The sequence below is a fragment of the Rhodococcus sp. IEGM 1305 genome, assembly GCF_030058635.1.
Lineage (GTDB): Bacteria > Actinomycetota > Actinomycetes > Mycobacteriales > Mycobacteriaceae > Rhodococcus_F > Rhodococcus_F opacus_D.
The window spans coordinates 85,560-110,603 of the sequence record NZ_JASHKX010000021.1; the positions used below are offsets into that span (position 1 = coordinate 85,560).

Below are 25,044 nucleotides of genomic sequence, written 5' to 3' on the forward strand. Positions count from 1 at the left end.
CCGCATGCGATTTCTCATCGGCCTGCTCCGGCAGACCTGGGCCGGACTACTCGTCCTGCTCGCACTCACAGCAGTCCTCGGTGTGCTCTATCCCGCCGCAGTGTGGGGGGTGAGCAGGATCGGCGCCGGAGCGGCCGAGGGGTCTCCGGTGCGCGACAGCACCGGCTGCATCGTCGGGAGCCGGTGGGTCGGTGTCGACCCGCAGGTGCCGGCGGGGGAGCCGGATCCGTTCTTCCACAACCGGGTCACCGGGTCGGTGGCCGATCAGGATCCGTTCGCGCCGGGAGACCCCGCCACCGCCCTGCCCACCAATCAGGGGCCGAGCAGCGAGATCCTGGCGACGTTCATCGCCGACCGGCGGGCGGCGATCGCCACCCGGGAAGGGGTGGACCCCGCCGAGGTACCGGCGGACGCGGTCACCGGTTCCGGCTCGGGCATCGACCCGCACATCAGCCCCGCATATGCGGCGTTGCAGGTGCCGAGGGTGGCGGCGGAGAACGGCCTCAGCGAGACCCGGGTCCGGCAACTCGTCGACGAGAACACCGAGGGAAGACAACTCGGCTTCCTCGGTGAGGAACGGGTGAACGTCCTCGAACTCAACCTGGCCCTCGGCCTGACCGCTCCTGAGTGCACGGCCCCGGCCGCTGGTGGATGATGGCGAGGTGAGTGGTACCGGAACCGACGGCGAGCGCCGGGACGTCGAACGCCGCCGCGGTGAACTGCGCATCTATCTCGGTGCCGCACCGGGCGTCGGCAAGACGTTCGCGATGCTCGGTGAGGCGCACCGCCGCCGGGAGCGGGGGTGCGACGTGGTCGCGGCCGTGGTGGAGACCCACGGCCGCGACCGCACGGCGGCGCAGCTCGGCGACCTCGAACTGATTCCGCCCAAGCTGATCGCCTACCGGGGCACGCTCGGCCGGGAACTCGACGTCGAGGCGGTACTGGTCCGCAGACCGGCGCTGGTCCTCGTCGACGAGCTCGCGCACACGAACACGCCGGGCAGCGTCCACGAGAAACGCTGGCAGGACGTGGAGATACTCCTCGCCGCGGGGATCGACGTCCTCTCGACGCTCAACGTCCAGCACCTCGAAAGCCTCAACGACGTGGTCCAGCGGATCACCGGCGTGGTGCAGCAGGAAACGGTTCCCGACGAGGTGGTGCGCGCCGCCACCCAGGTCGAATTGGTCGACATCACGCCGGAAGCTTTGCGCCGCAGGCTGTCCCACGGCAACATCTATGCCGCGGACAAAGTCGACGCGGCGCTGAGCAACTACTTCCGGAAAGGGAATCTCACCGCACTCCGCGAACTCGCCCTGCTGTGGGTGGCCGACCAGGTGGATGCCGCACTCGCGAAATATCGTGCGGAGAACAAGATCACCGACACGTGGGAGGCCCGGGAACGGGTGGTGGTCGCGGTGACGGGCGGACCGGAATCGGAGACGCTGGTTCGGCGCGCCGGCCGGATCGCGTCGAGATCCAGCGCCGAACTGATCGTCGTGCACGTCGTGCGCGGCGACGGCCTCGCGGGTGTCTCGGCTCCGGAGATGGGCAAGGTACGGACCCTCGCCGCGAATATCGGCGCGAGTCTGCACAGCGTCGTCGGCGACGACGTCCCGACCACGTTGCTCGACTTCGCCCGGACCGCGAACGCCACACAACTGGTGCTGGGCACGTCGAGACGTTCACGGTGGGCGCGGATCTTCGACGAGGGCATCGGCGCAGGCGTGGTGCAACAGTCCGGGTCGATCGACGTGCACATGGTGACGCACGGCGAATCCCACCGCCCGAGGCGGTTGTCGCCGGTGGGATCCCGTTCGCGCACGGCGATCGCCTGGATCGCCGCGGTCCTCGTACCGACGGTGGCCACGCTGGTGATGAGTGCCGTCGACCGGTGGCTCGGATTGGTCGGCGAGGGAGCCCTGTTCTTCATCGTGGTGCTGCTCGTCTCGCTGCTCGGCGGTGTCGCCCCCGCCGCGTTCTCCGCGCTGATCTCGGGTCTGTTCCTCAACTACTTCTTCACGCCGCCGGTGCGGAGCTTCACCATTGCCGAGCCGGACAACTTCATCACCACGGTCGTGCTGCTCGTGGTGGCCGTCGCCGTCGCGGTCCTGGTCGACGCGGCCGCCAAGCGGTCACGGGAAGCCCGCCGGGCGTCGCAGGAAGCCGAGTTGCTGGCACTGTTCGCCGGATCGGTGCTGCGCGGCGCCGACCTCGACACGCTGCTCGAGAAGGTGCGCGAGACCTACGGCCAGGATTCGGTCAGCGTGCTGCACCGCGACCGCGGTCCGGTGGGGTCCGTCGGGCCGCACCCACCGGTGAGCATCGCCGACGCCGACACGGTCTGCGAGGTGGGGGAAGGGGAATACGCACTCGCTCTGCGCGGCAGCGAACTGCACGCCCGGGACCGTCGGGTGCTGCTCGCCGTCGCCAACCAGGCGGTGGGCATGATCCGCCAGACCGAGCTCGCGCAGGAGGCGGGGCAGGCGCAGGCGCTGGCCGAGGCCGACCGGTTGCGGCGGTCGCTGCTGTCCGCCGTCAGCCACGACCTCCGGACCCCGCTGGCCGCGGTCAAGGCCGCCGCGTCCAGCCTGCGCAGCGACGACGTCGACTTCTCCCCGGAGGACACCGCCGAACTGCTCGCGACCATCGAGGAATCGGCCGACGTGCTGACCTCACTCGTCGGGAACCTGCTCGACTCCTCCCGTCTCGCGGCGGGAGTGGTGACCCCGACGCTGCGGCCGGTGTACCTCGACGAGGTGGTGCACCGGGCGCTGGTGGGTCTGGGAATCGGCGGCCGGACCGGGACCCGGGCCCGGGAAAGGGTGGAAGTCGACGTCGGAACGGTCACGGCGATGGCGGATTCGGGCCTGCTCGAGCGGGTGCTCGCCAACCTGATCGACAACGCACTCCGCTACGGTGAGGACTCCGTGATCCGGGTCGGTGCCGCGGCGGTGGGCGACCGCGCCGTCATCACCGTCGCCGACACGGGGCCGGGAATTCCGCGTGGGCGGGCAGACGAGATGTTCGCCCCGTTCCAGCGGCTGGGAGACCGCGACACGACCACGGGAGTCGGGCTCGGGCTCTCCGTCGTCCGCGGATTCGTCGACGCGATGGGCGGGACCATCAGCGCCACCGACACCCCCGGCGGTGGTCTGACGATGGTGGTGGAGCTGGCCGGGGCGGGAGGGGAGCATTCATGACGAGAGTTCTCGTCGTCGACGACGAACCGCAGATTCTCCGCGCCCTGCGGATCAATCTGAGCGTGCGCGGGTACGACGTGGTGACGGCCGCGTCCGGGGCGTCCGCCCTGCGCGCCGCGGCCGAGCGGCCGCCGGACGTGATCGTGCTCGACCTCGGGCTACCCGACATGGACGGGACCGAGGTGCTGGCCGGCCTCCGCGGGTGGTGCCCCGCACCGGTCATCGTGCTGTCGGCCCGGACGGATTCCGCGGACAAGGTCGAGGCTCTCGACGCCGGCGCGGACGACTACGTCACCAAGCCGTTCGGGATGGACGAGTTCCTGGCCCGGGTGCGTGCGGCCGCCCGCCGGGCGACGACGGCCGTCGACACGAGTGAACCTGTGGTGGAGACGGATTCGTTCACGGTCGATCTGGCGGCGAAGACGGTGCGGCGGGCGGGGGCCGAGGTGCACCTGACACCGACCGAGTGGGGGATGCTCGAGATGCTCGTGCGCAACAAAGGCAAGCTGGTGGGGCAGAAGGAACTGCTGCGGGAGGTGTGGGGCCCGGCGTACGCCACCGAGACCCACTACCTGCGGGTGTATCTGGCGCAGCTGAGGCGCAAACTGGAGGACGACCCGTCCCATCCGCGTCACCTCATCACCGAGGCCGGGATGGGGTACCGGTTCCAGGTGTGAGTCGGCGACGTGATCCTGCTCACGACCGATGATTCCGGCCGGCTCCGGGAGTCCTACCTTCGACCGCAGCATCACACTCGACCGGAGGAGCCACGAATGCCCGCACCGAAGACCCCGCAACCACTCGCGCACACCTTCACGGCGCCGATCCAGAAGGACGGGGCGTTCGCGACGTACGTGACCGTGCCGGACTCCGCCGAACTTCTCGGAACGCGGCGGCCGGTGAAGGTCGGCGGGACGATCGACGGCCACCCGTTCAACGCGACCCTGATGCCCTCGGGCGAGGGTCCGCACTGGCTTCCCCTGAAGATCGCGCTGTGCAAGTTCATCGGCAAGGACGCGGCCGGCGTCGAGGTGTCGGTGCATCTCGACCAGCGGCTGAGCTGACCGGGGGGCGCCGCCGTTTGAACGCAGCTGACCGGGGTATGGAACCCCCGGGAGCGCGGTGCGTTTCCGGACCGGTTCCGAGGTGTGTCGTGCCGAACAGGCAACGGTTGTCGAGGTGGCTCCCGGCAGTGGGCGTCGTGTTGCTCGTCGCCGCGTGCGGAACCGATGACGGCGACGGCGCGAGCAAGGATTTCGCGGGCACCGTCGACATCGGCGGGGACCGCCACATCTACTTGGAGTGCGCGGGCACGGGATCACCGACGGTGGTCTTCGAATCGGGTCTGCGGTTCGGCGCCGATCAGTGGACGACGACGGCCGATCCGGCCGCCACCTCGGCCTTCGACGGGGTCGCCGAGTTCACCCGAGTCTGCTCGTACGACCGGCCGGGAGTCGTGCTGGGCGACGACGCATTGAGCCGCAGCGACCCGGTTCCGCAGCCGATCACCACCACGGACGCGGTCGCCGACCTCCAGTCGCTGCTGGGCGCCACGGGCGAGGCCGGCCCCGGCCCCTACGTGCTGGCCGCCCACTCCTACGGCGGTCAGATCGCGAGACTCTTCGCCGGCACCCATCCCGACGAGGTGGCGGGCATGGTGCTGATCGACGCGCAGTCGGAGGAGCTGCAGACGCTCCTGCCCCCGGAGCAGTTCGAGGAGTTCCTGCGGCTCAACACCCCGCAGCAGGACAGTCTCGACGAGTACCCGGACCTCGAGCGTGTCGACTTCGTCCGCAGCTTCGACGAGATCCGCGCCGCCGAACCGATCCGGCCCCAGCCGCTCGTCGTCCTCTCCGCCGACCGTTCGGTGGCGCCGCAGATCGCGGAGGGCATTGCGAACGGAAGCCTCCCCGCCGACATCGATCCCGGCTACGGCCCGGCCCTCGACGCCGTGCAGCCGAAGGCGCAGGCGGATCTGGCACAACTCGTCCCGGGTGCCACGCATGTCACGAACACGAACAGCGGCCACAACATCAACATCGAGCAGCCGCAACTCGTCATCGACGGAGTCCGCGACGTCGTCGACGCCGTGCGCGACGGGCGCACCGAGCCCTGACCGTCGCACGCGGGTCGGCCTGCGGAATGCGGTCGCCTCGACGTGGGAGACTGGACCGGTGAGGTTGTATCGAGACAATGCGGTGGTCCTGCGGCAGCACAAGCTGGGCGAGGCCGACCGTATCGTCACACTCCTCACCCGGCAGCACGGTCTGGTGCGCGCGGTCGCCAAGGGGGTGCGCCGCACGAAGTCCAAGTTCGGTGCCCGGCTCGAGCCGTTCGCGCACATCGACGTGCAGCTCTACCCCGGCCGCAACCTCGACATCGTCACCCAGGTCCAGACGGTCGACGCATTCGCGACCGACATCGTCGACGACTACTCCCGGTACACCACGGCGTGCGCGATCCTCGATACCGCCGAGCGTCTCGCCGGTGAGGAACGGGCTCCGGCGCCGCAACTGCATCGCCTGACGGTCGGGGCGCTGCGGGCCGTCGCCGAGCACAACCGCCCGTGCGAGCTGATCCTCGACGCCTTCCTGTTGCGGGCCATGGGTTTTGCGGGATGGGCTCCCGCCCTCGACGACTGCGCGCGGTGCAGCGCCCCCGGACCGCACCGGGCATTCCACGTGGCCGCCGGGGGAGCGGTGTGCGTCCATTGCCGGCCGCCGGGCGCCGCCACGCCGTCACCGGGTGTCCTCGACCTGATGGATGCGCTGATCCGCGGCGACTGGGCGAGCACGGAGGACGTGCCCGAGTCGTTGCGGGGGCAGGCCAGCGGTCTGGTCGCGGCGCACCTGCAGTGGCACCTCGAACGGCAACTCCGCACTCTCCCGCTGATCGAACGCGCACGACCGCATGCGGCGGTAGGGGTGGAGAATTCGGTCAGGCAGGATGGGGACCGTGATTCGACGACGCGAACCTCGAGCCCCGCATAATTCCGGGGCCGAGCGCCAGATCCGGCCGCCGGACCCGCACCCCTCGGGTGCTCGCCCGCCGGGCCTGCAATCCGAACTCGTGCCCCGGCACATCGCGCTGGTGATGGACGGCAACGGCCGCTGGGCGCAGGAGCGGGGACTGCCCCGGACCGCGGGCCACGAACGCGGCGAGGCCGTGTTGATGGACGCCGTCTGCGGGTGCATCGAGATGGGCGTCGAATGGTTGTCGGCCTACGCGTTCTCCACCGAGAACTGGAAGCGCAGCCCCGAGGAGGTCCGCTTCCTGATGGGCTTCAACCGCGACGTGATCCGTCGTCGCCGCGACGAGATGCACGAGATGGGGGTGCGCGTGCGGTGGGCGGGCCGCCGTCCCAAGCTGTGGCGCAGCGTCATCAAGGAACTCGAGATCGCCGAGGAGCTGACGAAGCACAACACGGTCATGAACCTGACCATGTGCGTCAACTACGGCGGGCGCGCGGAGATCGCCGACGCGGCGAAGGAGATCGGCAGGCGGGTCGCGGCGGGGCAACTCGACCCGGAGAAGATCACCGAGGCGACCGTGGCCCGGTACCTCGACGAGCCGGACATGCCGGACGTCGACCTGTTCCTCCGGCCGTCCGGCGAGCAGCGCACGTCCAACTTCCTGATCTGGCAGTCGGCCTACGCCGAGATGGTGTACCAGGAGAAGCTGTTTCCGGATTTCGACCGCCGGGACCTGTGGGCGGCGTGTGTCGAGTACGCGTCGCGTGACCGTCGGTTCGGTGGTGTGAAATGACCGTCGACGGGGCGTCCGCGCTGCTCGGGCGGGCGGCGGACGCGCTCGAGCACTTCGCCACCGTCACCCGGGCGGAGGACGGTTCGCTGAGTTTCGAGTACGCCGGGGCGCTGTGCTCGATCAGTGCGATGACCCTCACCGAGGGCCTCGATGTGTTGTCGATGACGTGCGTGCTGGCCTGGGATCGTCCGGTCAGCGCGTCGCTGCACAAGAAGGTCGCGCAGCGGAACGGCGCACTGCAGTTCGGTTCGATCGCGGTGTTCGGTCACGGCCGGCTCGCGGACGTCATCCTGCGCTACACGTTCCCGGCTGCCGGGCTCGAGGACGAGGCACTGACCACGATGCTGCTTCTCGTGTTGAGCGGGGCCGACACCGCACGGCAGGGGCTGATCCCCTGACGCTCACTGCGTTGCGGTGCAGTCCTTGCAGACGCCGAAGATCTCGATGGTGTGGCTGACGTCGGAGAAGCCGTGTGCGTCGGCGATCGACTGCGACCACTGCTCGACGGTGGGCCCCTCGACCTCGACGGTGTAGCCGCAGGCACGGCAGACCAGGTGATGGTGATGTCCGGACGAGCAGCGCCGGTACACGGATTCACCGCTGTCGGTGCGCAGGACGTCGACCGTTCCGGCGTCGGCGAGCGTTTGCAGGGTGCGGTAGACGGTGGTCAGCCCGATGCCCTCGCCGCGCTTGCGGAGTTCGTCGTGCAGTTCCTGCGCCGACCGGAACTCCTCGATGTCGTCGAGGAGCGCGGAGATGGCGCTGCGCTGCTTGGTGGCGCGTACTCCCACGACGACGGGCTTGCGCTGGCCGGTGTTCTGGGTCAAGGCTTCTATCCTTCCTCGGCGTGCGCGACGGCGTCCACGACGATGTGGGCGAGGTGGTCGTCCACCAGGCGGTAGAGGACCTCACGTCCGGTGCGTTCGCCGCGCACGACGCCCGCGGCCTTGAGCACGCGAAGATGCTGGCTGATCAGTGGCTGGGTGACTCCGAGGGCCCCGACGAGTTCGTGCACGCACCGTTCCGATTCGCGGAGCTGGAGGACGATCGCGATCCGGACGGGGGCCGCGAGGGCGCGCAGGATGTCGCCGGCCGCCGCAAGGGTCTCCTTCGACGGCACGTGGGCGGGCGCCGCCGCCTCGAACGGATGCAGATCCCCGGGATCGATGACGCTCACCAGTGATCTCCTTCGGAGTGCCGGACAATGGACGGGACCGTGGCCGCGAGGCCGTCGGCCCGGGAGGATCACCCTCACCTTATTGCAAATCGATTCCATTTTGATATGCACGAATACGCATGTCAACCGGGTGGGTGAACCGACCGCGGTCGGGCAGATAGGCTGGGCTCCGAAAAGCGCACGTGAACCATGCATCTATTACCCAGATGGAGAGCACCCGAGTGGCACCGAAGTCCAAAGTCGAAACCGTCGTCAATCTCGCCAAGCGTCGTGGCCTGGTCTACCCGTGCGGTGAGATCTACGGAGGCACGAAGTCGGCCTGGGACTACGGCCCCTTGGGCGTCGAGCTCAAGGAGAACATCAAGAAGCAGTGGTGGCGCAACATGGTCACCAGCCGCGAGGACGTCGTCGGCCTCGACTCCTCGGTCATCCTGCCCCGCGAGGTGTGGGTGGCGTCCGGTCACGTCGGCGTGTTCAACGACCCGCTGGTCGAGTGCCTCAACTGTCACAAGCGTCACCGTCAGGACCACCTGCAGGAGGCCTACGCGGAGAAGAAGGGCCTCGACAACCCGGACGACGTCCCGATGGACGTCGTGGCCTGCCCCGACTGCGGCACGGTCGGTCAGTGGACCGAGCCCCGCGACTTCAACATGATGTTGAAGACGTACCTCGGCCCGGTCGAGAGCGAAGAGGGCATGCACTACCTCCGCCCCGAGACCGCGCAGGGCATCTTCGTGAACTTCGCGAACGTGCTCACCACGTCGCGCAAGAAGCCCCCGTTCGGCATCGGCCAGATCGGCAAGAGCTTCCGCAACGAGATCACGCCCGGAAACTTCATCTTCCGCACTCGCGAGTTCGAGCAGATGGAGATGGAATTCTTCGTCAAGCCCGGCGAGGACGAAGAGTGGCACCAGTACTGGATCGACTACCGCATGGACTGGTACACCGGGCTCGGCATCAACAAGGACAACCTGCGCCTGTACGAGCACGCCCAGGACAAGCTGTCGCACTACTCCAAGCGCACCGTCGACATCGAGTACCGCTTCCACTTCCAGGGCAGCGAGTGGGGCGAGCTCGAGGGTGTGGCCAACCGCACCGACTTCGACCTGTCGACCCACTCGAAGCATTCGGGCACCGACCTCAACTACTACGACCAGGCCACCGGTGAGCGCTACACGCCGTACGTCATCGAGCCGGCAGCCGGTCTCACGCGGTCGCTGATGGCGTTCCTCGTCGACGCGTACACCGAGGACGAGGCGCCGAACGCGAAGGGCGGCGTCGACAAGCGCACCGTGCTGCGTCTGGACCGTCGTCTCGCCCCGGTGAAGGCCGCGGTGCTGCCGCTGTCGCGTAACGCGGATCTGACGCCGAAGGCCAAGGATCTCGCCGCGACGCTCCGCCAGCACTGGAACGTCGAGTTCGACGACGCCGGCGCGATCGGCCGCCGCTACCGCCGTCAGGACGAGATCGGCACACCGTTCTGCATCACCGTGGACTTCGACACGCTCGAGGACCACGCCGTGACCGTGCGTGAGCGTGACTCCATGGCTCAGGAGCGGGTCGCGCTCGACCAGGTCGAGGGTTACCTGGCGCAGCGCCTCATCGGTTCCTGATCCGCCGTCACCTGCGCGCGCCGCAGGTCGCGGTCAGATAGTTCGTCAGGATTCGCCGGTTCTCCTCGGACACCGGGATGCGTGAGTATTCCGGTGCCGAGGAGCCGACGGCGATCCACAGCGGAAAGACGAAGGGCTTCTTCGCCTCCGCGAGGGCATGGGGGTCGCAGCGCGCCGCGTCGATCGTGAGGTCGACGCTCAGCCGGTCCTCGCCCGCCCGCATGGTGGCGGGCAGCGCGCCGTGCAGCGCATACAGGACGCTGCCGCCGATCTCGTCCACCCGGATGTCACCCGACGCCGTTCCCCGGCTCACGACGAGCTGGGCGGGCAGGGGTGCGGTCGGCTCGGGCGGAGCCGCCGCCGGGATCAGTGTCACCGGTACGGCCCGCGCCAGATCCTCTGCGGCGCAGTCGCCGTCGTGGATTCGGCCGAGGACGTCGTAGGGGGCTGCGAGCGGCACCCGTACGGGCGAGCCGTTCCGATCGGCGACCCCGATCAGGGCGTACGCCGGCTCCGGGGGTGTGTCGCAGCGCACCGGGCCGTATTCGGCCTCGACATCGATCCGGCTGCCGGGTCCGAGTTCGACCACGCGCCGGGTCGCGGGCGCCGCCTCGAAGCCGGGACTGTCCAACGCCACGGATGTCACGGCGACGGGCGCATCGCCGGTGTTCGCGATCCGCACGTGAATCCGCCCACCTGCCGCGTCGTCCTCCCGGCTGCGATAGGCCTCAGCCGACAGCGGGATCGCGTCGTCCTCGGCCGGGTCCCCGCCCTCGCAGCCCGACAGGACGCCGCAGGCGGTGGCCGCGACGCAAGCGAATGCGACGAAGACTCGGGAGGACGTCAGAATCGGCCGCCCCCACTGATCCGGCCGGAGCTGCTCGGGCCGCCGAAGGACCGCGGGCCGCTGCTGCGGCCACCGCCGGAGCCGCGGCTTCCCCAGTTGCTGCCGCCGCTGAATCCGCCGCGCAGGATGCTGTCGATCAGGATGCCGCCGAGGATCGCGCCGGTGGCGTTCCCGCCACCGCTTCCGGGCCCTGGGCGCTGGCGGGACTCCCAGCGGCTCACGTCGTTCTGCGCCAGGCGCAGTGCGTCGGCCGCCAGGGCGGCCGCGGCCTGGGCGTGCTGAAGCGCGCGGGAGGCGTCGGTGCCGCGGAGTTGCTGCGCGCCCGCCAGGTGCCGCTGCGCCTCCGTGAGGCGGGTCCGGGCGTCCGCTCCCACCGCGCCGCGTCGGGTGCCGATGAAGTCCGACGCTGCCGTGACCTGCGACTGCGCGGCCACGATGTCCTGCTCGAGACGCTGCTGTGCGCGCTCGGCCTGCTGCCGGGATTCCTGCGCCTCGGCGAGGACGGCGTCGAGTTCCGCGTCTGCCTTGACGATCTGGGTGAAGCTGCCGAGCGGGTCGGTGTCCGCGGCGGCCCGCGCCGCCGCCAGCGCTGCCTCGGCCGCGGCGCGGGCCGACGCGAGCCGGTCCCCACCCTGCTCGGTGAACTGGGCGGCGGCCGCGATCCCAGCCTCCACGTCGGTGATCGCGGCCGGCAGCGTCGCGATGGCGTGCCGGATGTCTTCCGCGGCGTGGTCGACGGCGTCGAGCAGCGTCCGGGCCTGTTCGAGGGCGCCCTCGGCTCCGCGGATCGCCGACACCGCCGGTCCCTGCTTCCCGGGCGGCAGGGCGACCGCGTCCCGTCCGTCGGCCACGGCCCGTTCCGCGAACGCGAGCCGCTCCTCCGCCATCGTCACGTTGTGGGCGACGGAAGCGAGTGCGGCGGCCGGGAATTCGGTCTGCAGGGTGGCGAGCGTCTGCGTGGAATCGGGGATGCGCACGGTCAGCGCGACCATGTCCCGGGTGAGCCCGTCGAGTCGGTCGGGGGCGTTGATCAGCAGGTCCCGGAGTCCGTCGAACTCCTGGACCCGCTCATTGAGTTCGCGGTCGGCGCGCCCGCACGAGGTGATGATGTCGATGAGCATCTCCCGTTGCTGCTGCGGGGTCTCGGGGATCGCGTCGTCGAGTCGCTGACGGACGGTGAACGCGGCCGCGAGCGTCGCCTTCGCCGTGTCGAACGCCGCCGTGAACGATGCTGTGGCCTGCTCGCCGAATTCGCCGCGGGCCAGGTCGAGTTCCTCCTGACTCGTACGCAGCGCGTCGTCGGTCTCGACGAGCACCTCCTTGGCGCGCTCGTCCAGCGTCGGCAGCGGGAGCGCCGTCAGCGCGGCGGTGTCCTCGGGGCTGATGCTGCGCGCCGCCTCGACGCCGGCACGGGTGCGGTCGTGCTTCTTCTTCCGCGAATACAGCACCACGCCACCCGCACCCACGACGACCACACCGCCGCCGATCAGCAGTGTGCGCACCGACATTCCTTCGCCCGGAGTCATCGCGTCGCCCAGGCCGCCTGCTGCGGCGATCGCGCCTCCGGCCCAATCCTCCTCGCGCAGGGCGGGTTCCACCGCATCCACCCGGATCGACTCGGCCTCGTCGCTGGTGATCTCCGACAGTCCGTCCGGCGCGATGAGGGCGTACTCGCGGTCGACCGTCGCGACCGCGAGCAGGGCGTCGCGGTCGCCGAGCGAGGACGCCTGCGCCGTCTGATCCGCCCACGGACCGGCGCCGAGCCCGTTGAAGTCGGGCACGTACACCACCCACAACCGCACCTTGTGCTCGTCGTACAGCTGGTCGATCGCGGCCTGGACGTCGCTCTGCTGGTCGGCGTCGAGCACGCCGACGGTGTCCGTGATCTGCCCGGGAAGACGGAACGGTGCGTCCGCCGAGGCGATCGCGGGAGAGAACAAGATCGCCACGAGAGTCAGGAGTGCGGAGACGCCGCCGACGGCGGCGAACCGCCGAGCACGGGGAAGTCGGGAGCGGAACGACGGCGTCTGCTCGAGGCGCGGTGCGAGTGGCATGGCAGCAAATCTATCGGGTGTGGCGAGTCGTCATCGGGACAGTTCGGCGACAGCTGGCAGAATCAGGGAGTGAATTCTGCACCGAGCCGTGAACGCCACGATCTCCCGCGCCGTCCTGCGCGCCTGGGGTTCGCCGGCACGCTGGCCCGGTGGACCCGCCGGATCATCGCCGGCGTGGTCCTCCTCGCCGCCGCGCTGGTGCTCGGCACCGCGGTCCGGGTGTGGCAGGTCGCGCGGATCGACGACACGTCCGCCGCCGACGCGATCGTCGTGCTCGGGGCCGCCCAGTACTCGGGAACCCCGTCGTCGGTGTTCGAGGCCCGGCTCGAGCAGGCGTACAAGCTGTACGAGCGCGGGGTGGCCCCCGAGGTCATCACGGTCGGCGGCAAACAGGAGGGCGACGAGTACACCGAGGCGGCGTCCGGCAAGAACTATCTGATCTCGCGCGGCGTCCCCGCCGACAGCATCACCGCGGTCGAGGAGGGGTCCGACACCCTGCTCAGCATCGAGGCGGTGAGTGAGGCGATGGGGGCGCAGGGCATCGATTCGGCGGTCCTGGTCAGCGACCCGTGGCATTCGCTGCGGACGCGGACGATGGCACGCGACGCCGGACTCGACGCGTGGACGGCGCCCACCCGGCAGGGGCCCGCCGTGTTCACCCGCGAATCCCAGTTGCACGGAATCGCCCGGGAGACAGGGGCGTTGATCTGGTACCAGCTCACCCACTTCTCGGCCGACTTCCCCTACACGGCGGGACAGTAGACATTCGATGACAGCACACACGACACCCCTCGGCGACGTGTACTCCGCGCACGACGTCGCCCGCCGGGTCCGCGAGGCACCGAAACGGGCGGGAATCCCGGGCAGCCAGATCGCGGCCGCGCAACACCGATCCGTCTTCTCCCGCGACCGCGCCCGCGTCCAGCACTCGGCCGCGCTCCGCAGACTCGCCGACAAGACCCAGGTGGTGGGCCCCCGGGACGGTGACACTCCGCGGACACGGTTGACGCACTCGATCGAGGTTGCGCAGATCGGTCGCGGAATCGCCGACGGTCTCGGCTGCGATCCCGATCTGGTGGACCTCGCCGGCCTCGCGCACGACATCGGCCACCCGCCGTACGGTCACAACGGGGAGAAGGCCCTCGACGAGGTCGCGGAAAGCTGCGGGGGGTTCGAGGGCAACGCCCAGAATCTGCGCATCCTCACGAGCCTCGAACCGAAGGTGCTCTACCCCGACGGAAGCAGTGCCGGGCTCAACCTGACCCGCGCGTCGCTGGACGCGGCGATCAAGTACCCGTGGACCCGGCCGCGCCCCGGCGCGAAGTTCGGGGCCTACGACGACGACGCCGACGTGCTCGCGTGGATCCGCGAGGGTGCCCCCGACGGCCACCAGTGCCTCGAGGCGCAGGTCATGGATTGGGCCGACGACGTCGCCTATTCCGTGCACGACGTCGAGGACGGCGTGATCGACGGGCGCATCGATCTGCGTTCACTGGCCGATCCGGTGGATCAGCGGGCGCTCGCCGAATTCGGTGCGTCGGAGTTCCCGGGCCTCGACGTGGAGGAACTGGTCGAGGCCGCGACGCGGTTGAGTCGTCTGCCCGTCGTCGTCGAGGTGGGCAGCTACGACGGCACGCTCAGCAGTTCGGTCGCCCTGAAGAACCTCACCAGCGAACTGGTAGGCCGGTTCGCGACCGCCGCGATCATCGGGACCCGCGACATCCACGGCGACAAGCCGGTCGCCCGGTACGACGCCGACCTGGTGGTCCCGCCGGTGGTGGCGGCGGAGGTGGCGCTGCTCAAGACGTTCGCACTGAACTACGTGATGTCGGATGCCGGCCACCGGGCGCGGCAGGCACGCCAGCGTGACCGCGTGCACCGCGTCGCCGAATGGCTGCTCGCGACCGCACCCGCCGGTCTCGACCCCATCCTGATTCCCGCCTGGAACGCCGCGGCCGACGACCCCGCACGGGTCCGGGTCGTCGTCGACCAGATCGCCTCCTACACCGAGAGCCGTCTCGAACGGGTCGACAAGTCCAGTCTCGGAGCACAGGCGAGCTGGGGCTGACAAAGTTCGGAAGCCGGACCCATCCTGCCGCCGCGGTGCTACGAATAGGTCTAGAGACAGCTCGCACCCAATGGTCAGGGAGACCGGATGAAGTCTGCAGTGCGCAAGATCATCGGTTCGACGTCCGCAGCGCTGGCGGTGGCGGTCGGTGCCGCCCTACTGGCCCCACCCGCGGCGCACGCCGCGCCCGCGTACCCGTTCGCGGACCCCGACCCGTTCTACGGTGCGCCCGCCGACGTCGGGGCACGCGCCGACGGTGACGTGCTGGCGAGCCGACCGGTCGCCGCCACCGGTTTCCCCACCGCCGACGCCTGGCAGGTGAAGTACAAGTCGACCAACTCCGCCGGAGCGCCCATCGCCGCGATCACCACGGTGCTGGTGCCCCGCGGCACCCCCGCCAACCGGCCGCTCGTGTCCTATCAGCCCTTCGTCAACGCGCTCGGGCTCGAGTGCGCGCCGTCCCATCAGCTGTTCAACGGCGGAATCCAGGAGGGGCCCGCCCTCAACGCCCTGCTCGCGCGCGGCTGGGCCGTCGCCGTGCCCGACCACCTCGGACCGACCAGCGCATACGGCGCCGCGAAACTCGGCGGCCGGCTCGTCCTCGACGGTGTCCGCGCCGCGCAGCGGCTCCCGGAAGCAGGACTCGGTGGCAGTCCGGTCGGGCTGGCCGGCTATTCGGGCGGCGCCATGGCGACCAACTGGGCTGCGGCGCTCGCACCCACCTACGCCCCGGAACTGAACATCGTGGGCGTGGCCCAGGGCGGCACACCGGTCAACATCGGTGAACTGGCCGACCGGCTGGGCAGCACCCGCTCGCAGGCGTTCGGCCTGGGATTCGCGGCCGCCATCGGTCTCGAGCGTGAATACCCGACGCGGTCACCGCTCGGAGACGGCCTCAACGGCGACGGACTCGCCCTGCGGGCGCAGATGAGCAACATGTGCACGGATTCGATCCTCGGCGCCGGTGCGGGGAAGTCGCTACCCGACCTGACCAACGGTCCCGGCATCCTCGCCGATCCGTCCGGCCGCTCGGTGATGGACGAGAACAGCGTCGAACTGTATCCGGGAGTGCCGAGGACGCCGATGTTCGTCTGGCACGGCAGCGCGGACCCCCTCGTCGCCATCGGGCCGGTACAGAACACCGTCGCCCGGTACTGCTCACAGGGTGTGCCGGTGCAGTTCGACGTGATCCCGGGCGCCGACCACGGCACCGCCACCATGCTCGGTGCCGGTCCCGCATTCGGCTATCTCGGCGACCGATTCGCCGGGATTCCCGCCCCGTCGAACTGCTGACCCCGAGGCGGAAGTTCGGGCTGCGGCGGAGCGCCTAGACTGTCGTTCGTGGCTGGCAGAATCCCTGATCGTGACGTTGCGGCCATTCGCGAGCGCACACGGATCGAGGACATCGTGGGGGAGTACGTCTCCCTCAAGCGCGCGGGCGGCGACTCCATGAAGGGGCTGTGCCCGTTCCACGACGAGAAGTCGCCGTCGTTCCACGTGCGGCCCAATCACGGGCACTACCACTGCTTCGGGTGCGGCGAGGGCGGCGACGTCTACTCCTTCCTCCAGAAGATCGACCACATCAGTTTCGTCGAGGCCGTCGAGCAGCTCGCCGACCGGTTGAACTACACCATCTCGTACGAGGGCGGCGGCACCTCGGTGCAACGCGACCGCGGCACCCGCTCCCGGCTGGTCGCGGCCAACGCGGCCGCGCAGGAGTTCTACTCGGCGCGCCTGCAGGAACCCGACGCGCAGGCGGCCCGCGACTACCTGACGGAACGGAACTTCGACGCGCAGGCCGCGCAGCAGTTCGGGTGCGGGTATGCACCCGACGGCTGGGACATCCTCACGAAGCACCTGCTGGGCAAGGGTTTCGACGTCAAGGAGCTCGAGGCTGCGGGCCTGTCGAAAGCCGGGCGGCGTGGTCACATCGACCGCTTCCACCGGCGCCTGCTCTGGCCCATCCGGAACCTGTCCGGCGACGTCATCGGGTTCGGCGCCCGCAAGTTGTTCGACGACGACACCATGCCCGGCAAGTACGTCAACACGCCGGAAACCATGCTGTACAAGAAGTCTCAGGTGCTGTTCGGGCTCGACCTCGCCAAGCGCGACATCGCCAAGGGGCATCAGGCCGTGGTGGTCGAGGGATACACCGACGTCATGGCGATGCACCTGGCCGGGGTCAAGACCGCCGTCGCCGCCTGCGGCACCGCGTTCGGTGAGGACCACCTCGCGATGCTGCGGCGACTGCTGATGGACGACAGCTACTTTCGCGGCGAGATCATCTACACGTTCGACGGGGACGCCGCGGGCCAGGCCGCGGCGATGAAGGCGTTCGAGGGTGACCAGAAGATGGCCGGGCAGACGTTCGTCGCCGTGGCACCCGAGGGCATGGACCCGTGCGAGTTGCGGCAGAAGTCCGGTGACGCCGCCGTCCGCGACCTGGTGGCGCGTCGCACACCGATGTTCGAGTTCGTGGTCAAGTCGATCCTCACCGAGCACGACCTCGAGACCGCCGAGGGCCGGGTCGAGGCGCTGCGGCGCACCGTGCCGGTGGTCGCGCAGATCAAGGAAGCGACGCTGCGGGACAGTTACGCCGTCCAGTTGTCCGGCTGGGTGGGCTGGGACGACATCGCCGCCGTCCGGCAGCGGGTGCGGGACGAGGCGCGCAAGCGGGCGTCCACCCGCGGGTCGCTGCCTGCGCCGCTCAAGAAGAAGGCCGCCCGGGACGAGGACCAGGACACACCGCAGTTGCCGGTCGGGCTCACCCGGCCCCGGCCGAACGATCCGACGCTGTGGGCGCAGCGCGAGGCACTGAAGGGTGCGTTGCAGTACCCGGCGATCGCGGGCACCGTATTCGACTCGCTGCCGGTGGAGACGTTCACGCATCCGACGTACGTCGTGATCCGTGAGTCGATGATCGCGTCCGGCGGCACCAGCGCGGGACTCGGCGGCGGCGAGTGGGTCGACGCGGTCAGCCGCGGTGTCGACGACGTCACCGCGGCGTCGCTCGTGTCGGAACTCGCCGTCGAGCCGTTGCCCGCCGAAGAGGACACCGTGCCGCGATACATCTCCGGCGTGATCGCACGCCTGCAGGAGGTGTGGGTGGGGGAGCAGGTGGCGGAACTGAAGTCCAAGCTGCAGCGCATTTCACCGGCCACGGCGTCGGACGAGTTCCATTCGCTGCTCGGCGACCTCGTCGCCCTGGAGCAGTACCGCCGCAGCCTGCTCGATCAGGCGATCGGCGACACCAACCGGGACGGGATGGCCGGCTGACCCGGCCGCCGCCGGCTACTTCTTCTTGAGCTGATCCTGGGGAACCAGGATGGTCGTTTCCTCGTCGAGCGGCTTCATGGGCTCGAGCTTCGGCTGAGTGTTCAGGGAGTCGGACAGCTTCTGACGCGAGATCTGCAGCACCTTCTTCGTGGCCGGGCTGGTGGCCACGGCCTTGGTGGCCCGGCTGATCTGTTCGTAGCGCACACGTCCTGCTCGCGTACCCAGCACGTACCCCGCAGCGATACCGATCAACAACCGCATCATTCCCGCTTCCTCCCGACGCACAACGACCTGCACCCATCCTGCCTGATGCGTCGACAGGCAGGCGATTTGGTACTGGGGTGGGGCTATGCGCTACAGTTTCTCTCGCATCGCCGGGAACGGCGAAGCACAGCAGAATAATCCCCTGTAGCTCAATTGGCAGAGCTTCCGACTGTTAATCGGACGGTTGCTGGTTCGAGTCCAGCCGGGGGAGCACCGAAACCCCGTCCGGTTCATCCGGGCGGGGTTTTCTGCTGCGCCCGGCCAATTCGGACAGGTGCACCCTCCGGGGCGAGTACATTCCCGCTGTATCGGCAGCAATCGATCGCGGGGTGTGCGATGAGCGAGGACGGCCGCGAAACCGGGCGGACAGGGTCGATCGGGCGCTTCGGCACAGGCGACGCCCCGCGGTGGCTTCTGCCCTCGATCCTCTACGTCCTGCTGGCCGTCGCCGCCTACCAGTTGTCGGGGTGGCTGTTCGTCAACCTGCGGAGCTTTCTGGGGTTGCTGTTCCTCGCGTGGTTGTTCAGTATCACCATCGAACCGGTCGTCGACTGGCTCGAGCGCCGGGGGTTGCGGCGCGGAGCCGCCACCGGGCTCGTCCTGTTCGCGCTGTTCGTCTTCGCCATCGGGTTCCTGGCACTCTTCGGGACACTGCTCGCCCAGCAACTCGCCCAGCTCCTCAAGGCCCTGCCGGGTGCGTTGTCCTCGGTCACCGACTGGTCCAATCGCGTGTTCGACACCGACTTCGCGACCGGCGAGGATCTGATCCACCTCACACCCGAGACCATCCGAGACCTCGCCGAGCGGTTCACACCGGGAGTTCTGGGTGTGTTGTCGTCGCTGCTCGGCGTCGTGTTCCAGATGCTGACGCTGCTGCTGTTCGTGTTCTACATGTCCGCGCAGGGGCCTGCCCTTCGCCGCACGATCTCGAGCTGGTTCCCGGCGCGGCAACAGCGGGCCATCTCGGTGGTGTGGGAGATCTCGGTCGAGAAGGCCGGCGGATACGTGGTGTCACGGCTGATCCTCGCTGCGGTGAGTTCGGTCGCCACGGGCATCTTCCTCGTGGCGATCGGCGTGCCCTACTGGTTGCCGCTGGCGCTGTGGACCGGCATCGTCTCGCAGTTCGTCCCCACCCTGGGCACCTACCTCGCGATCGCCCTCCCCGCAATCATCGCAGCGGCGTCCCAGCCGATGGACGGTGTGTGGGTGATCGTGTTCGGGACCGTCTACCAGCAGATCGAGAACTACGTGCTGCACCCGCGCATCACCTCCGCGACGGTCTCGATCCACCCCGCGGTCGCGTTCGGATCGGTGATCGTGGGCGCCTCGCTGTTCGGCCCGGTCGGCGCCCTGGTGTCGGTGCCGGTGGTCGCCGCGATCCAGGCCCTCGTTGAAACGTACGGGCGACGGTACGAACTCGTCGCAGACGCGTCCGCGCCGGTCACCTCAGTCGAACAACGCAAACACGCGGGCGACGAAGAAGGCCGCGACCGCGAGGACGAGTAGACCCACCACGATGAACGCGAGGATCGGCACCGTCCGGCCCGGCATCGGCTGCGGATGCGACAACCCCGAGGTCTGGCCGGCATCCGGTGGCGTGTCACCCGGCCGAACGCCCCCTCCGTCGTCGAGCGCCGGTGCATCGTCCGGTTCGGGTCCTGGTCGTTCGACGCTCATCCTGTGCTCCCGTCTCGTGGTCCTCCGCAGTGCGGATCACATCCGCGTACCCCGGAAGACGCGTTCGCACACACGGCGACGGGGCAGTGCCCACGTCGGGACACGATTCGGTTCGCCGACCACGAAAAGTCCTGTCAGGGCGGGCTTCGTCCCGGCTACGCGCCCACGGCGGGCGCACGGTAACATCGGCACGCCGCGATCGCGAGTAGTGCGGCGATGGGGCGGTAGCTCAGTCGGTTAGAGCCGTGGACTCATAATCCATTGGTCGCGGGTTCGAGCCCCGCCCGCCCCACCGTTGTCCGCGGATCCCCGAAGTCGAACGCCCGCTCCGTCGTTGTTCTCCGTGCCGGAGCGGGGCAGACTGAAAGGCATCCGAGGAGGCCATCGTGGATCTGCAGATCGTGGCGATCGACAAACCCGACGACATGAACGTGATCGTCGGACAGTCCCACTTCATCAAGACCGTCGAGGACGTGCACGAGGCCCTGGTCGGAGTGAGCCCGCACCTCCGGTTCGGTGTCGCGTTCTGCGAGGCCTCGGGTCCTCGCCTCGTGCGCTGCTCCGGCAACGACGACCGTCTCGTCGAGTTGGCCACCCGCAACGCCGTCGCGGTCGGCGCGGGACACTCGTTCTTCGTGTTCCTGGAGGACGGCTACCCGGTCAACGTCCTGAACACGCTGAAGCAGGTGCCGGAGGTGTGCGGCATCTTCTGCGCCACCGCCAACCCCCTCGAAATCATCGTGGCCGAGACGGAACTCGGCCGGGGCATCGCCGGCGTGATCGACGGACGCCCACCCGCCGGTGTCGAGACCGATGCCGACGTCGCCGACCGCAAGGCGTTGCTCCGGACGATCGGTTACAAGCTCTGAGCGAGCGAAGCCCGGACTAGGCCAGCGGATCGACTCGTTCCCAGGCAACCGGGAGTTGCACGTCGACACCTTCGGCCAGGCCTCTCTCGGTGAGAAACCGCAGGGACCGCCGGAAGTTGTCGGCGAAGCGGGGGAGCGGTGTCAGCGGCCGGTCGAGTGGCTTCCAGAAGTTGTCCCAGTGGATCGGGATCACCCGCCGTGCGCCGGTCCGGGTCACGAGTGCGTCCCAGTAGTCGCGGCGGAAGCGGTCGGACTGCTTGCCGAGTGTGCCGATGCCGAGATAGACGGTGTCGGCGTCGTATCCGTCGAGCGCGCCGGGAACGAAGTTCGCACTGGCGTGGACGAGGACGCGGCCGTCGGGGTGCGCGAAATGGAACGAGAAGCAGTCGCCCTGCGCGTATTCGCCGATCGATGCCGGTGGGTGCACCGCGTGTTCGATCGTGCCCGGGAACTTCGCCCGGGGGCTGTGCTCGGCGGGTAGAGCCGTCACCTCGAATGCGCCGTACCTCACGGGAGTTCGCACCTGGATCGTCCGGAACCGGTCCATCGCGAACCCGTAACCCTCGGCGATGTGACGCGTCGACGGCGAACCGACGAGTTCCGCACCGGTGCGCTCCGCAACCGTGGGGGAGTCCATCGCGTGGTCGTAGTGCGAGTGCGCGACGAGGACGGCGGCGAGGCGGTCGGTTCGAGTTCGCGTGAGGGCCCGGTCGACGGCGGCACCGTCGGGGCGCAGCGGCCGGAGTACCGAGCGCAGGAGCGGCGGCCTGGAGAAGAACCCGTCCGTCATCAGCGACGTCTCGCCGTCGGACAACAGGATCGTGGAAACACCGAGGAAGGTGGCGTGCATGCTCGCGACCGTACCGGTGGGCGGCATTCGCACGGCGGGACCTGTGGCCGTTCTACGATGACCGCCATGGCGATCACTCCCGACACGAAGAACTGGACCTGGGTCCTCGACCGGGCGTGCCCCGACTGCGGGTTCGACTCGGCGGCAACCCGGTACGAGGACATTCCGGCGCTGGTCCGGGCGAACGCGGAGGCATGGTCGCCGGTCCTCACCCGCCCCGATGTGAGGGTCCGGCCGGACGAGCAGACGTGGTCGGCGCTCGAGTATGCCGCACACGTTCGCGACGTGTTCCGGATCTTCGACGTCCGGCTCCGGATCGTGCTCGACGAGACGGATCCACTGTTCCCGAACTGGGATCAGGACGAGACCGCGGTCGCCGGGCGCTACAACGAGCAGGATCCGGCCGTCGTGGACGCCGAGCTGCGTGCGGCCGGTGCGGCGGTGGCGGACGCCTTCGAGGCCGTCGCGCCGGAATTCCGGGTGCGGACCGGGCGGCGGAGCGACGGCGCATCGTTCACGGTGGAGTCGCTGGCCAAGTACTTCGTCCACGATCCGATCCACCATCTCCACGACGTGTCGGGGTAACAGTTTCGGATTCCCGGACCCGATTCGGTAGAACGTGTTCCAATTCGGACCGTTTGTGTCTATCGTCACATCAGCAGATGCGCAGACATGAATGAAGGGTTGGAAGTCACATGAAGACCAAGGGTGCGATCCTGTGGGGCCTGAACGAGCCGTGGTCGGTCGAGGAGATCGAGATCGGTGATCCGGTTGCGGGCGAGGTGCAGATTCGCATGGAAGCCGCCGGAATGTGCCACTCCGACCACCACATCGTCACCGGTTCGATGCCGATGGCGTCCTTCCCGGTGATGGGCGGTCACGAAGGGTCCGGCGTCATCACCAAGTTGGGGCCGGAGGTGAAGGACCTCGAGGTCGGCGACCACGTCGTGCTCTCGTTCGTGCCCGCCTGCGGACGCTGTCCGGCGTGCTCGGCCGGACACCAGAATCTCTGTGACCTCGGAATGGGACTCCTGAGCGGGCTGGCGATCAGCGACGGCACCTTCCGCATCCACGCGCGCGGCGAAAACGTCATCCCGATGTGTCTCCTCGGGACGTTCTCGCCCTACATGGTCGTGCACGAGACGTCGGTCGTGAAGATCGACAAGGACATTCCGTTCGACGTCGCCGCCCTCGTCGGCTGCGGCGTACCCACCGGCTGGGGTTCGGCGACGCGGATGGCGGAGGTGAAGCCGGGCGAATCCGTCGTCATCATGGGGGTCGGCGGCGTCGGCATGAGCGCACTGCAGGGCGCGGTGGCGTCCGGGGCGCGTCAGATCTTCGCCATCGACCCGGTGCCGTGGAAGCGGGAACAGGCACTGAAGTTCGGGGCCACCCACGCGTTCGAGAGTGCCGCGGCCGCAATCGAGCCGATCATCGCGCTCACCAACGGGTTGATGGCGCAGAAGACGATCATCACGGTCGGGGAGATGCACGGCGAATACGTCGAGGAAGCACTGTTGCTCACCAGCAAGTTCGGCACGTGCGTCGTCACGGCCATGGGTGCGATGACCGACATGGACGTCAAGCTGAACCTGTTCCTCTTCTCGATGCTGCAGAAGGACCTGAAGGGCACCATCTTCGGCGGCGGAAACGCCCGGGTCGAGATCCCGAACCTGCTGGCCATGTACAAGTCGGGGCAGCTGAACCTCGACGACATGATCACCCGCACCTACACCCTCGAAGGTGTCAACGACGGGTATCAGGACATGCTCGACGGCAAGAACATTCGCGGCGTCATCCGGTACACCGAAGCCGACTGGTGACGGCTCGCCGCAGCCGACCGCGGGCCGCTCTCGTAGGCTGACCGGGTGCAGAGTCTCGATCAGATTGCCCGATGGCCCGTGGACAACGCTGCGGCGGTGGTCCTGTCGCACGACGAAGGGGTGATCGGCGAGTACGGCGACCAGCAGCGCGTCTTCCCCCTGGCCTCGGTGACCAAACTGTTCTGTGCGTACGCAGTCCTGGTGGCCACCGAGGAGGGGGCCGTCGAACTCGACCAGCCCGCAGGCCCGGAGGGCTCGACCGTGCGTCACCTGCTGGCGCACGCGTCGGGTCTCGCGTTCGATGCGAACCGGGTGCAGACGGCACCGGAGCGCAAGCGGATCTACTCGAGCGCCGGCTACGAGGTGCTCGCCGACTTCCTCACCGCCGAGACGTCGATCGATTTCGCCGACTACGTCGCGGAATCCGTCTTCGCCCCACTGTTCATGAGCGCGTCCGCGCTCGTCGGGCCCGCCGGCCACGGAGCGCAGGCGTCGGCGGGCGATCTCGGCCGGTTCGCAGCAGAACTGTTCCGCCCGGCCCTCATTTCGCCTCAGACGTTCGCGGACGCCACCTCCGTGCAGTTTCCCGGGCTGGACGGAATCCTGCCCGGATACGGCTCACAGCGGCCCAACGACTGGGGTCTGGGATTCGAGATTCGTTCGGGCAAGAGCCCGCACTGGACGGGCACCGGCAACTCGCCGCGGACGTTCGGCCACTTCGGGCAGTCCGGCACCTTCCTGTGGGTCGATCCGGCCGCCGGACTGGCGTGCGTCGCATTGACGGACCGGGATTTCGGCGACTGGGCCAAGCCCCTGTGGACCGAGCTGAGCGACGGTATCCTCTCGGAACGCAGAAGACGATGACACACCGATTGCTCGAATCACTGGCGCAACACAGGCATCACAAGGCACACTGGTCAACCGAGCCCGCTGCACACACCGACTGAGGCCGTTGGGGAAGACGTCCCTCGTCGAAGCAGGAGGCTCGAGTGCGCGCATTGAATCAGTTCGCGGACGCGACGGCTGGTGTTGTCTACATCCACTCGTCGCCCGCCGCGTTGTGCCCCCATATCGAATGGGCGTTGACCGCGACCCTCGACTGCCGAGCCAACCTGAAATGGACCTCGCAGCCGGCCTCCAACGGCGTTCTGCGCGCGACCACCAGCTGGGTGGGGCCTGTCGGCACCGCCTCACGGCTGGTCAACGCGCTCCGCGCCTGGCCGATGCTGCGCTTCGAGGTCACCGAGGACGCCAGTGAGGGCGTGGACGGCGAACGGTACAGCCACGTGCCCGGCATGGGTCTGTGGCACGGCTCCACCAGCGCGAACGGCGATGTCGTCGTGGGGGAGATGCGGCTACGGGCACTGATGCAAGCGGGCGGCGACATCGCCGCCGAACTGGACTACGCACTCGGAACCGCGTGGGACGAGGCTCTCGAGCCGTTCCGCAGCGGCGGAGAAGGCGCCGAGGTCACCTGGTTGCGCCGCGACGTCGGCTGACACCCCGCTCACGGACGCGAAAAGGCCCCCGCCACAACAACGGCGGGGGCCTTCTCTCGACC

The 25,044-nt window shown here is 68.9% G+C and carries 26 protein-coding genes and 2 tRNA genes; 21 read left to right on the forward strand and 7 right to left on the reverse strand.

Features of this window, described 5'->3' with window-relative positions; all coding sequences use genetic code 11:
• Positions 1–4 precede the first annotated feature (4 nt).
• The 8 genes from QM693_RS24940 to QM693_RS24975 all read left to right on the forward strand — a co-directional run bounded on the left by QM693_RS24940 (position 5) and on the right by QM693_RS24975 (position 7,363).
• Complete coding sequence (locus QM693_RS24940) at positions 5–655, forward strand: potassium-transporting ATPase subunit C (RefSeq protein WP_164060560.1); 651 nt, start codon at positions 5–7, stop codon at positions 653–655.
• Between the two features lie 7 nt (positions 656–662).
• Entirely contained in the window at positions 663–3,200 is a 2,538-nt protein-coding gene (locus QM693_RS24945; protein WP_164060561.1) for a DUF4118 domain-containing protein, read from the forward strand.
• Positions 3,197–3,877 (forward strand): response regulator, encoded by a 681-nt coding sequence (locus QM693_RS24950; RefSeq protein ID WP_164060562.1) that lies wholly within the window; start codon positions 3,197–3,199, stop codon positions 3,875–3,877. The genes QM693_RS24945 and QM693_RS24950 overlap by 4 nt, the downstream gene beginning before the upstream one ends.
• 96 nt (positions 3,878–3,973) lie before the next feature.
• Positions 3,974–4,264: a DUF1905 domain-containing protein gene (locus QM693_RS24955; protein ID WP_164060563.1), complete on the forward strand. Its 291-nt coding sequence runs from the start codon at positions 3,974–3,976 to the stop codon at positions 4,262–4,264.
• Between the two features lie 89 nt (positions 4,265–4,353).
• Positions 4,354–5,316, forward strand: coding sequence for an alpha/beta fold hydrolase (locus QM693_RS24960; protein WP_164060564.1), 963 nt, complete (start codon positions 4,354–4,356; stop codon positions 5,314–5,316).
• 58 nt (positions 5,317–5,374) lie between these two features.
• Positions 5,375–6,190: a DNA repair protein RecO gene (gene recO / locus QM693_RS24965; protein ID WP_283353699.1), complete on the forward strand. Its 816-nt coding sequence runs from the start codon at positions 5,375–5,377 to the stop codon at positions 6,188–6,190.
• Positions 6,156–6,965, forward strand: a complete 810-nt coding sequence (locus tag QM693_RS24970) for an isoprenyl transferase (RefSeq protein WP_164060565.1) — start codon at positions 6,156–6,158, stop codon at positions 6,963–6,965. Before recO ends, QM693_RS24970 begins: the two co-directional genes overlap by 35 nt.
• On the forward strand, positions 6,962–7,363 hold the full coding sequence (locus tag QM693_RS24975) for a hypothetical protein (protein ID WP_283353700.1): 402 nt from the start codon (positions 6,962–6,964) through the stop codon (positions 7,361–7,363). Before QM693_RS24970 ends, QM693_RS24975 begins: the two co-directional genes overlap by 4 nt.
• 3 nt (positions 7,364–7,366) lie before the next feature.
• Here QM693_RS24975 and QM693_RS24980 read toward each other — a convergent pair whose 3' ends face one another.
• Complete coding sequence (locus tag QM693_RS24980) at positions 7,367–7,792, reverse strand: Fur family transcriptional regulator (protein ID WP_283353701.1); 426 nt, start codon at positions 7,790–7,792, stop codon at positions 7,367–7,369.
• A 5-nt stretch (positions 7,793–7,797) separates the two neighbouring features.
• Positions 7,798–8,142: an ArsR/SmtB family transcription factor gene (locus QM693_RS24985; RefSeq protein ID WP_009473928.1), complete on the reverse strand. Its 345-nt coding sequence runs from the start codon at positions 8,140–8,142 to the stop codon at positions 7,798–7,800.
• A 221-nt stretch (positions 8,143–8,363) separates the two neighbouring features.
• Between QM693_RS24985 and QM693_RS24990 the strand changes: the two genes are divergently transcribed.
• Positions 8,364–9,755 carry a glycine--tRNA ligase gene (locus QM693_RS24990; protein ID WP_005571613.1) on the forward strand — a complete coding sequence of 464 codons (1,392 nt, stop codon included), beginning with the start codon at positions 8,364–8,366 and terminating at the stop codon, positions 9,753–9,755.
• A gap of 7 nt (positions 9,756–9,762) precedes the next feature.
• On the opposite strand, the gene QM693_RS24995 is transcribed toward QM693_RS24990, so the two are convergent.
• Entirely contained in the window at positions 9,763–10,437 is a 675-nt protein-coding gene (locus QM693_RS24995; protein ID WP_283353702.1) for a hypothetical protein, read from the reverse strand.
• 161 nt (positions 10,438–10,598) lie between these two features.
• Positions 10,599–12,656 carry a TPM domain-containing protein gene (locus QM693_RS25000; protein ID WP_283353703.1) on the reverse strand — a complete coding sequence of 686 codons (2,058 nt, stop codon included), beginning with the start codon at positions 12,654–12,656 and terminating at the stop codon, positions 10,599–10,601.
• 69 nt (positions 12,657–12,725) lie between these two features.
• Between QM693_RS25000 and QM693_RS25005 the strand changes: the two genes are divergently transcribed.
• The 4 genes from QM693_RS25005 to dnaG all read left to right on the forward strand — a co-directional run bounded on the left by QM693_RS25005 (position 12,726) and on the right by dnaG (position 18,000).
• Positions 12,726–13,418, forward strand: coding sequence for a YdcF family protein (locus QM693_RS25005; protein ID WP_009473925.1), 693 nt, complete (start codon positions 12,726–12,728; stop codon positions 13,416–13,418).
• A 7-nt stretch (positions 13,419–13,425) separates the two neighbouring features.
• A complete protein-coding gene (locus QM693_RS25010; protein WP_283353704.1) occupies positions 13,426–14,724 on the forward strand; it encodes a deoxyguanosinetriphosphate triphosphohydrolase in 1,299 nt (432 codons plus the stop codon).
• Between the two features lie 87 nt (positions 14,725–14,811).
• Entirely contained in the window at positions 14,812–16,017 is a 1,206-nt protein-coding gene (locus tag QM693_RS25015; protein ID WP_280782453.1) for a lipase family protein, read from the forward strand.
• Between the two features lie 48 nt (positions 16,018–16,065).
• On the forward strand, positions 16,066–18,000 hold the full coding sequence (gene dnaG, locus QM693_RS25020) for a DNA primase (protein ID WP_283333663.1): 1,935 nt from the start codon (positions 16,066–16,068) through the stop codon (positions 17,998–18,000).
• Between the two features lie 15 nt (positions 18,001–18,015).
• Here dnaG and QM693_RS25025 read toward each other — a convergent pair whose 3' ends face one another.
• A complete protein-coding gene (locus tag QM693_RS25025) occupies positions 18,016–18,264 on the reverse strand; it encodes a hypothetical protein (protein WP_283353705.1) in 249 nt (82 codons plus the stop codon).
• A 138-nt stretch (positions 18,265–18,402) separates the two neighbouring features.
• Here QM693_RS25025 and QM693_RS25030 point away from each other — a divergent pair.
• Together QM693_RS25030 and QM693_RS25035 are read left to right on the forward strand one after the other, a co-directional pair.
• Positions 18,403–18,475 (forward strand) — tRNA-Asn (locus QM693_RS25030).
• A gap of 125 nt (positions 18,476–18,600) precedes the next feature.
• Positions 18,601–19,770, forward strand: a complete 1,170-nt coding sequence (locus QM693_RS25035) for an AI-2E family transporter (RefSeq protein WP_280782456.1) — start codon at positions 18,601–18,603, stop codon at positions 19,768–19,770.
• Here QM693_RS25035 and QM693_RS25040 read toward each other — a convergent pair.
• Complete coding sequence (locus QM693_RS25040) at positions 19,711–19,941, reverse strand: DUF6480 family protein (protein ID WP_043778322.1); 231 nt, start codon at positions 19,939–19,941, stop codon at positions 19,711–19,713. The two genes, QM693_RS25035 and QM693_RS25040, sit on opposite strands and share 60 nt — an antisense overlap.
• Positions 19,942–20,159: 218 nt before the next feature.
• Here QM693_RS25040 and QM693_RS25045 point away from each other — a divergent pair.
• A tRNA-Ile gene (locus QM693_RS25045) sits at positions 20,160–20,233 on the forward strand.
• A gap of 94 nt (positions 20,234–20,327) precedes the next feature.
• Entirely contained in the window at positions 20,328–20,810 is a 483-nt protein-coding gene (locus QM693_RS25050; RefSeq protein ID WP_105415138.1) for an adenosine-specific kinase, read from the forward strand.
• A gap of 16 nt (positions 20,811–20,826) precedes the next feature.
• Here QM693_RS25050 and QM693_RS25055 read toward each other — a convergent pair whose 3' ends face one another.
• Positions 20,827–21,660, reverse strand: a complete 834-nt coding sequence (locus tag QM693_RS25055) for an MBL fold metallo-hydrolase (RefSeq protein WP_283333667.1) — start codon at positions 21,658–21,660, stop codon at positions 20,827–20,829.
• Between the two features lie 66 nt (positions 21,661–21,726).
• On the opposite strand from QM693_RS25055, the gene QM693_RS25060 reads away from it, so the two are divergent.
• The 4 genes from QM693_RS25060 (at position 21,727) to QM693_RS25075 (ending at position 24,982) form a co-directional block, all read left to right on the forward strand.
• On the forward strand, positions 21,727–22,245 hold the full coding sequence (locus QM693_RS25060) for a DinB family protein (RefSeq protein WP_283333668.1): 519 nt from the start codon (positions 21,727–21,729) through the stop codon (positions 22,243–22,245).
• A gap of 110 nt (positions 22,246–22,355) precedes the next feature.
• A complete protein-coding gene (locus tag QM693_RS25065) occupies positions 22,356–23,483 on the forward strand; it encodes an NDMA-dependent alcohol dehydrogenase (RefSeq protein ID WP_005247847.1) in 1,128 nt (375 codons plus the stop codon).
• Between the two features lie 45 nt (positions 23,484–23,528).
• Entirely contained in the window at positions 23,529–24,347 is an 819-nt protein-coding gene (locus QM693_RS25070; RefSeq protein ID WP_283353706.1) for a serine hydrolase domain-containing protein, read from the forward strand.
• A gap of 125 nt (positions 24,348–24,472) precedes the next feature.
• A complete protein-coding gene (locus QM693_RS25075; protein ID WP_005247843.1) occupies positions 24,473–24,982 on the forward strand; it encodes a DUF3145 domain-containing protein in 510 nt (169 codons plus the stop codon).
• The last annotated feature ends 62 nt before the right edge of the window (positions 24,983–25,044 follow it).

Bases quoted from the DNA above. Each gene is read 5' to 3' on its own strand.
- QM693_RS24940 (WP_164060560.1), top strand. From the start codon at position 5: ATGCGATTTCTCATCGGCCTGCTCCGGCAGACCTGGGCCGGACTACTC.
- QM693_RS24950 (WP_164060562.1), top strand. From the start codon at position 3,197: ATGACGAGAGTTCTCGTCGTCGACGACGAACCGCAGATTCTCCGCGCC.
- QM693_RS24955 (WP_164060563.1), top strand. From the start codon at position 3,974: ATGCCCGCACCGAAGACCCCGCAACCACTCGCGCACACCTTCACGGCG.
- QM693_RS24975 (WP_283353700.1), top strand. From the start codon at position 6,962: ATGACCGTCGACGGGGCGTCCGCGCTGCTCGGGCGGGCGGCGGACGCG.
- QM693_RS25000 (WP_283353703.1), bottom strand. From the start codon at position 12,656: ATGCCACTCGCACCGCGCCTCGAGCAGACGCCGTCGTTCCGCTCCCGA.
- QM693_RS25010 (WP_283353704.1), top strand. From the start codon at position 13,426: ATGACAGCACACACGACACCCCTCGGCGACGTGTACTCCGCGCACGAC.
- QM693_RS25015 (WP_280782453.1), top strand. From the start codon at position 14,812: ATGAAGTCTGCAGTGCGCAAGATCATCGGTTCGACGTCCGCAGCGCTG.
- QM693_RS25025 (WP_283353705.1), bottom strand. From the start codon at position 18,264: ATGATGCGGTTGTTGATCGGTATCGCTGCGGGGTACGTGCTGGGTACG.
- QM693_RS25035 (WP_280782456.1), top strand. From the start codon at position 18,601: ATGAGCGAGGACGGCCGCGAAACCGGGCGGACAGGGTCGATCGGGCGC.
- QM693_RS25040 (WP_043778322.1), bottom strand. From the start codon at position 19,941: ATGAGCGTCGAACGACCAGGACCCGAACCGGACGATGCACCGGCGCTC.
- QM693_RS25055 (WP_283333667.1), bottom strand. From the start codon at position 21,660: ATGCACGCCACCTTCCTCGGTGTTTCCACGATCCTGTTGTCCGACGGC.
- QM693_RS25060 (WP_283333668.1), top strand. From the start codon at position 21,727: ATGGCGATCACTCCCGACACGAAGAACTGGACCTGGGTCCTCGACCGG.
- QM693_RS25065 (WP_005247847.1), top strand. From the start codon at position 22,356: ATGAAGACCAAGGGTGCGATCCTGTGGGGCCTGAACGAGCCGTGGTCG.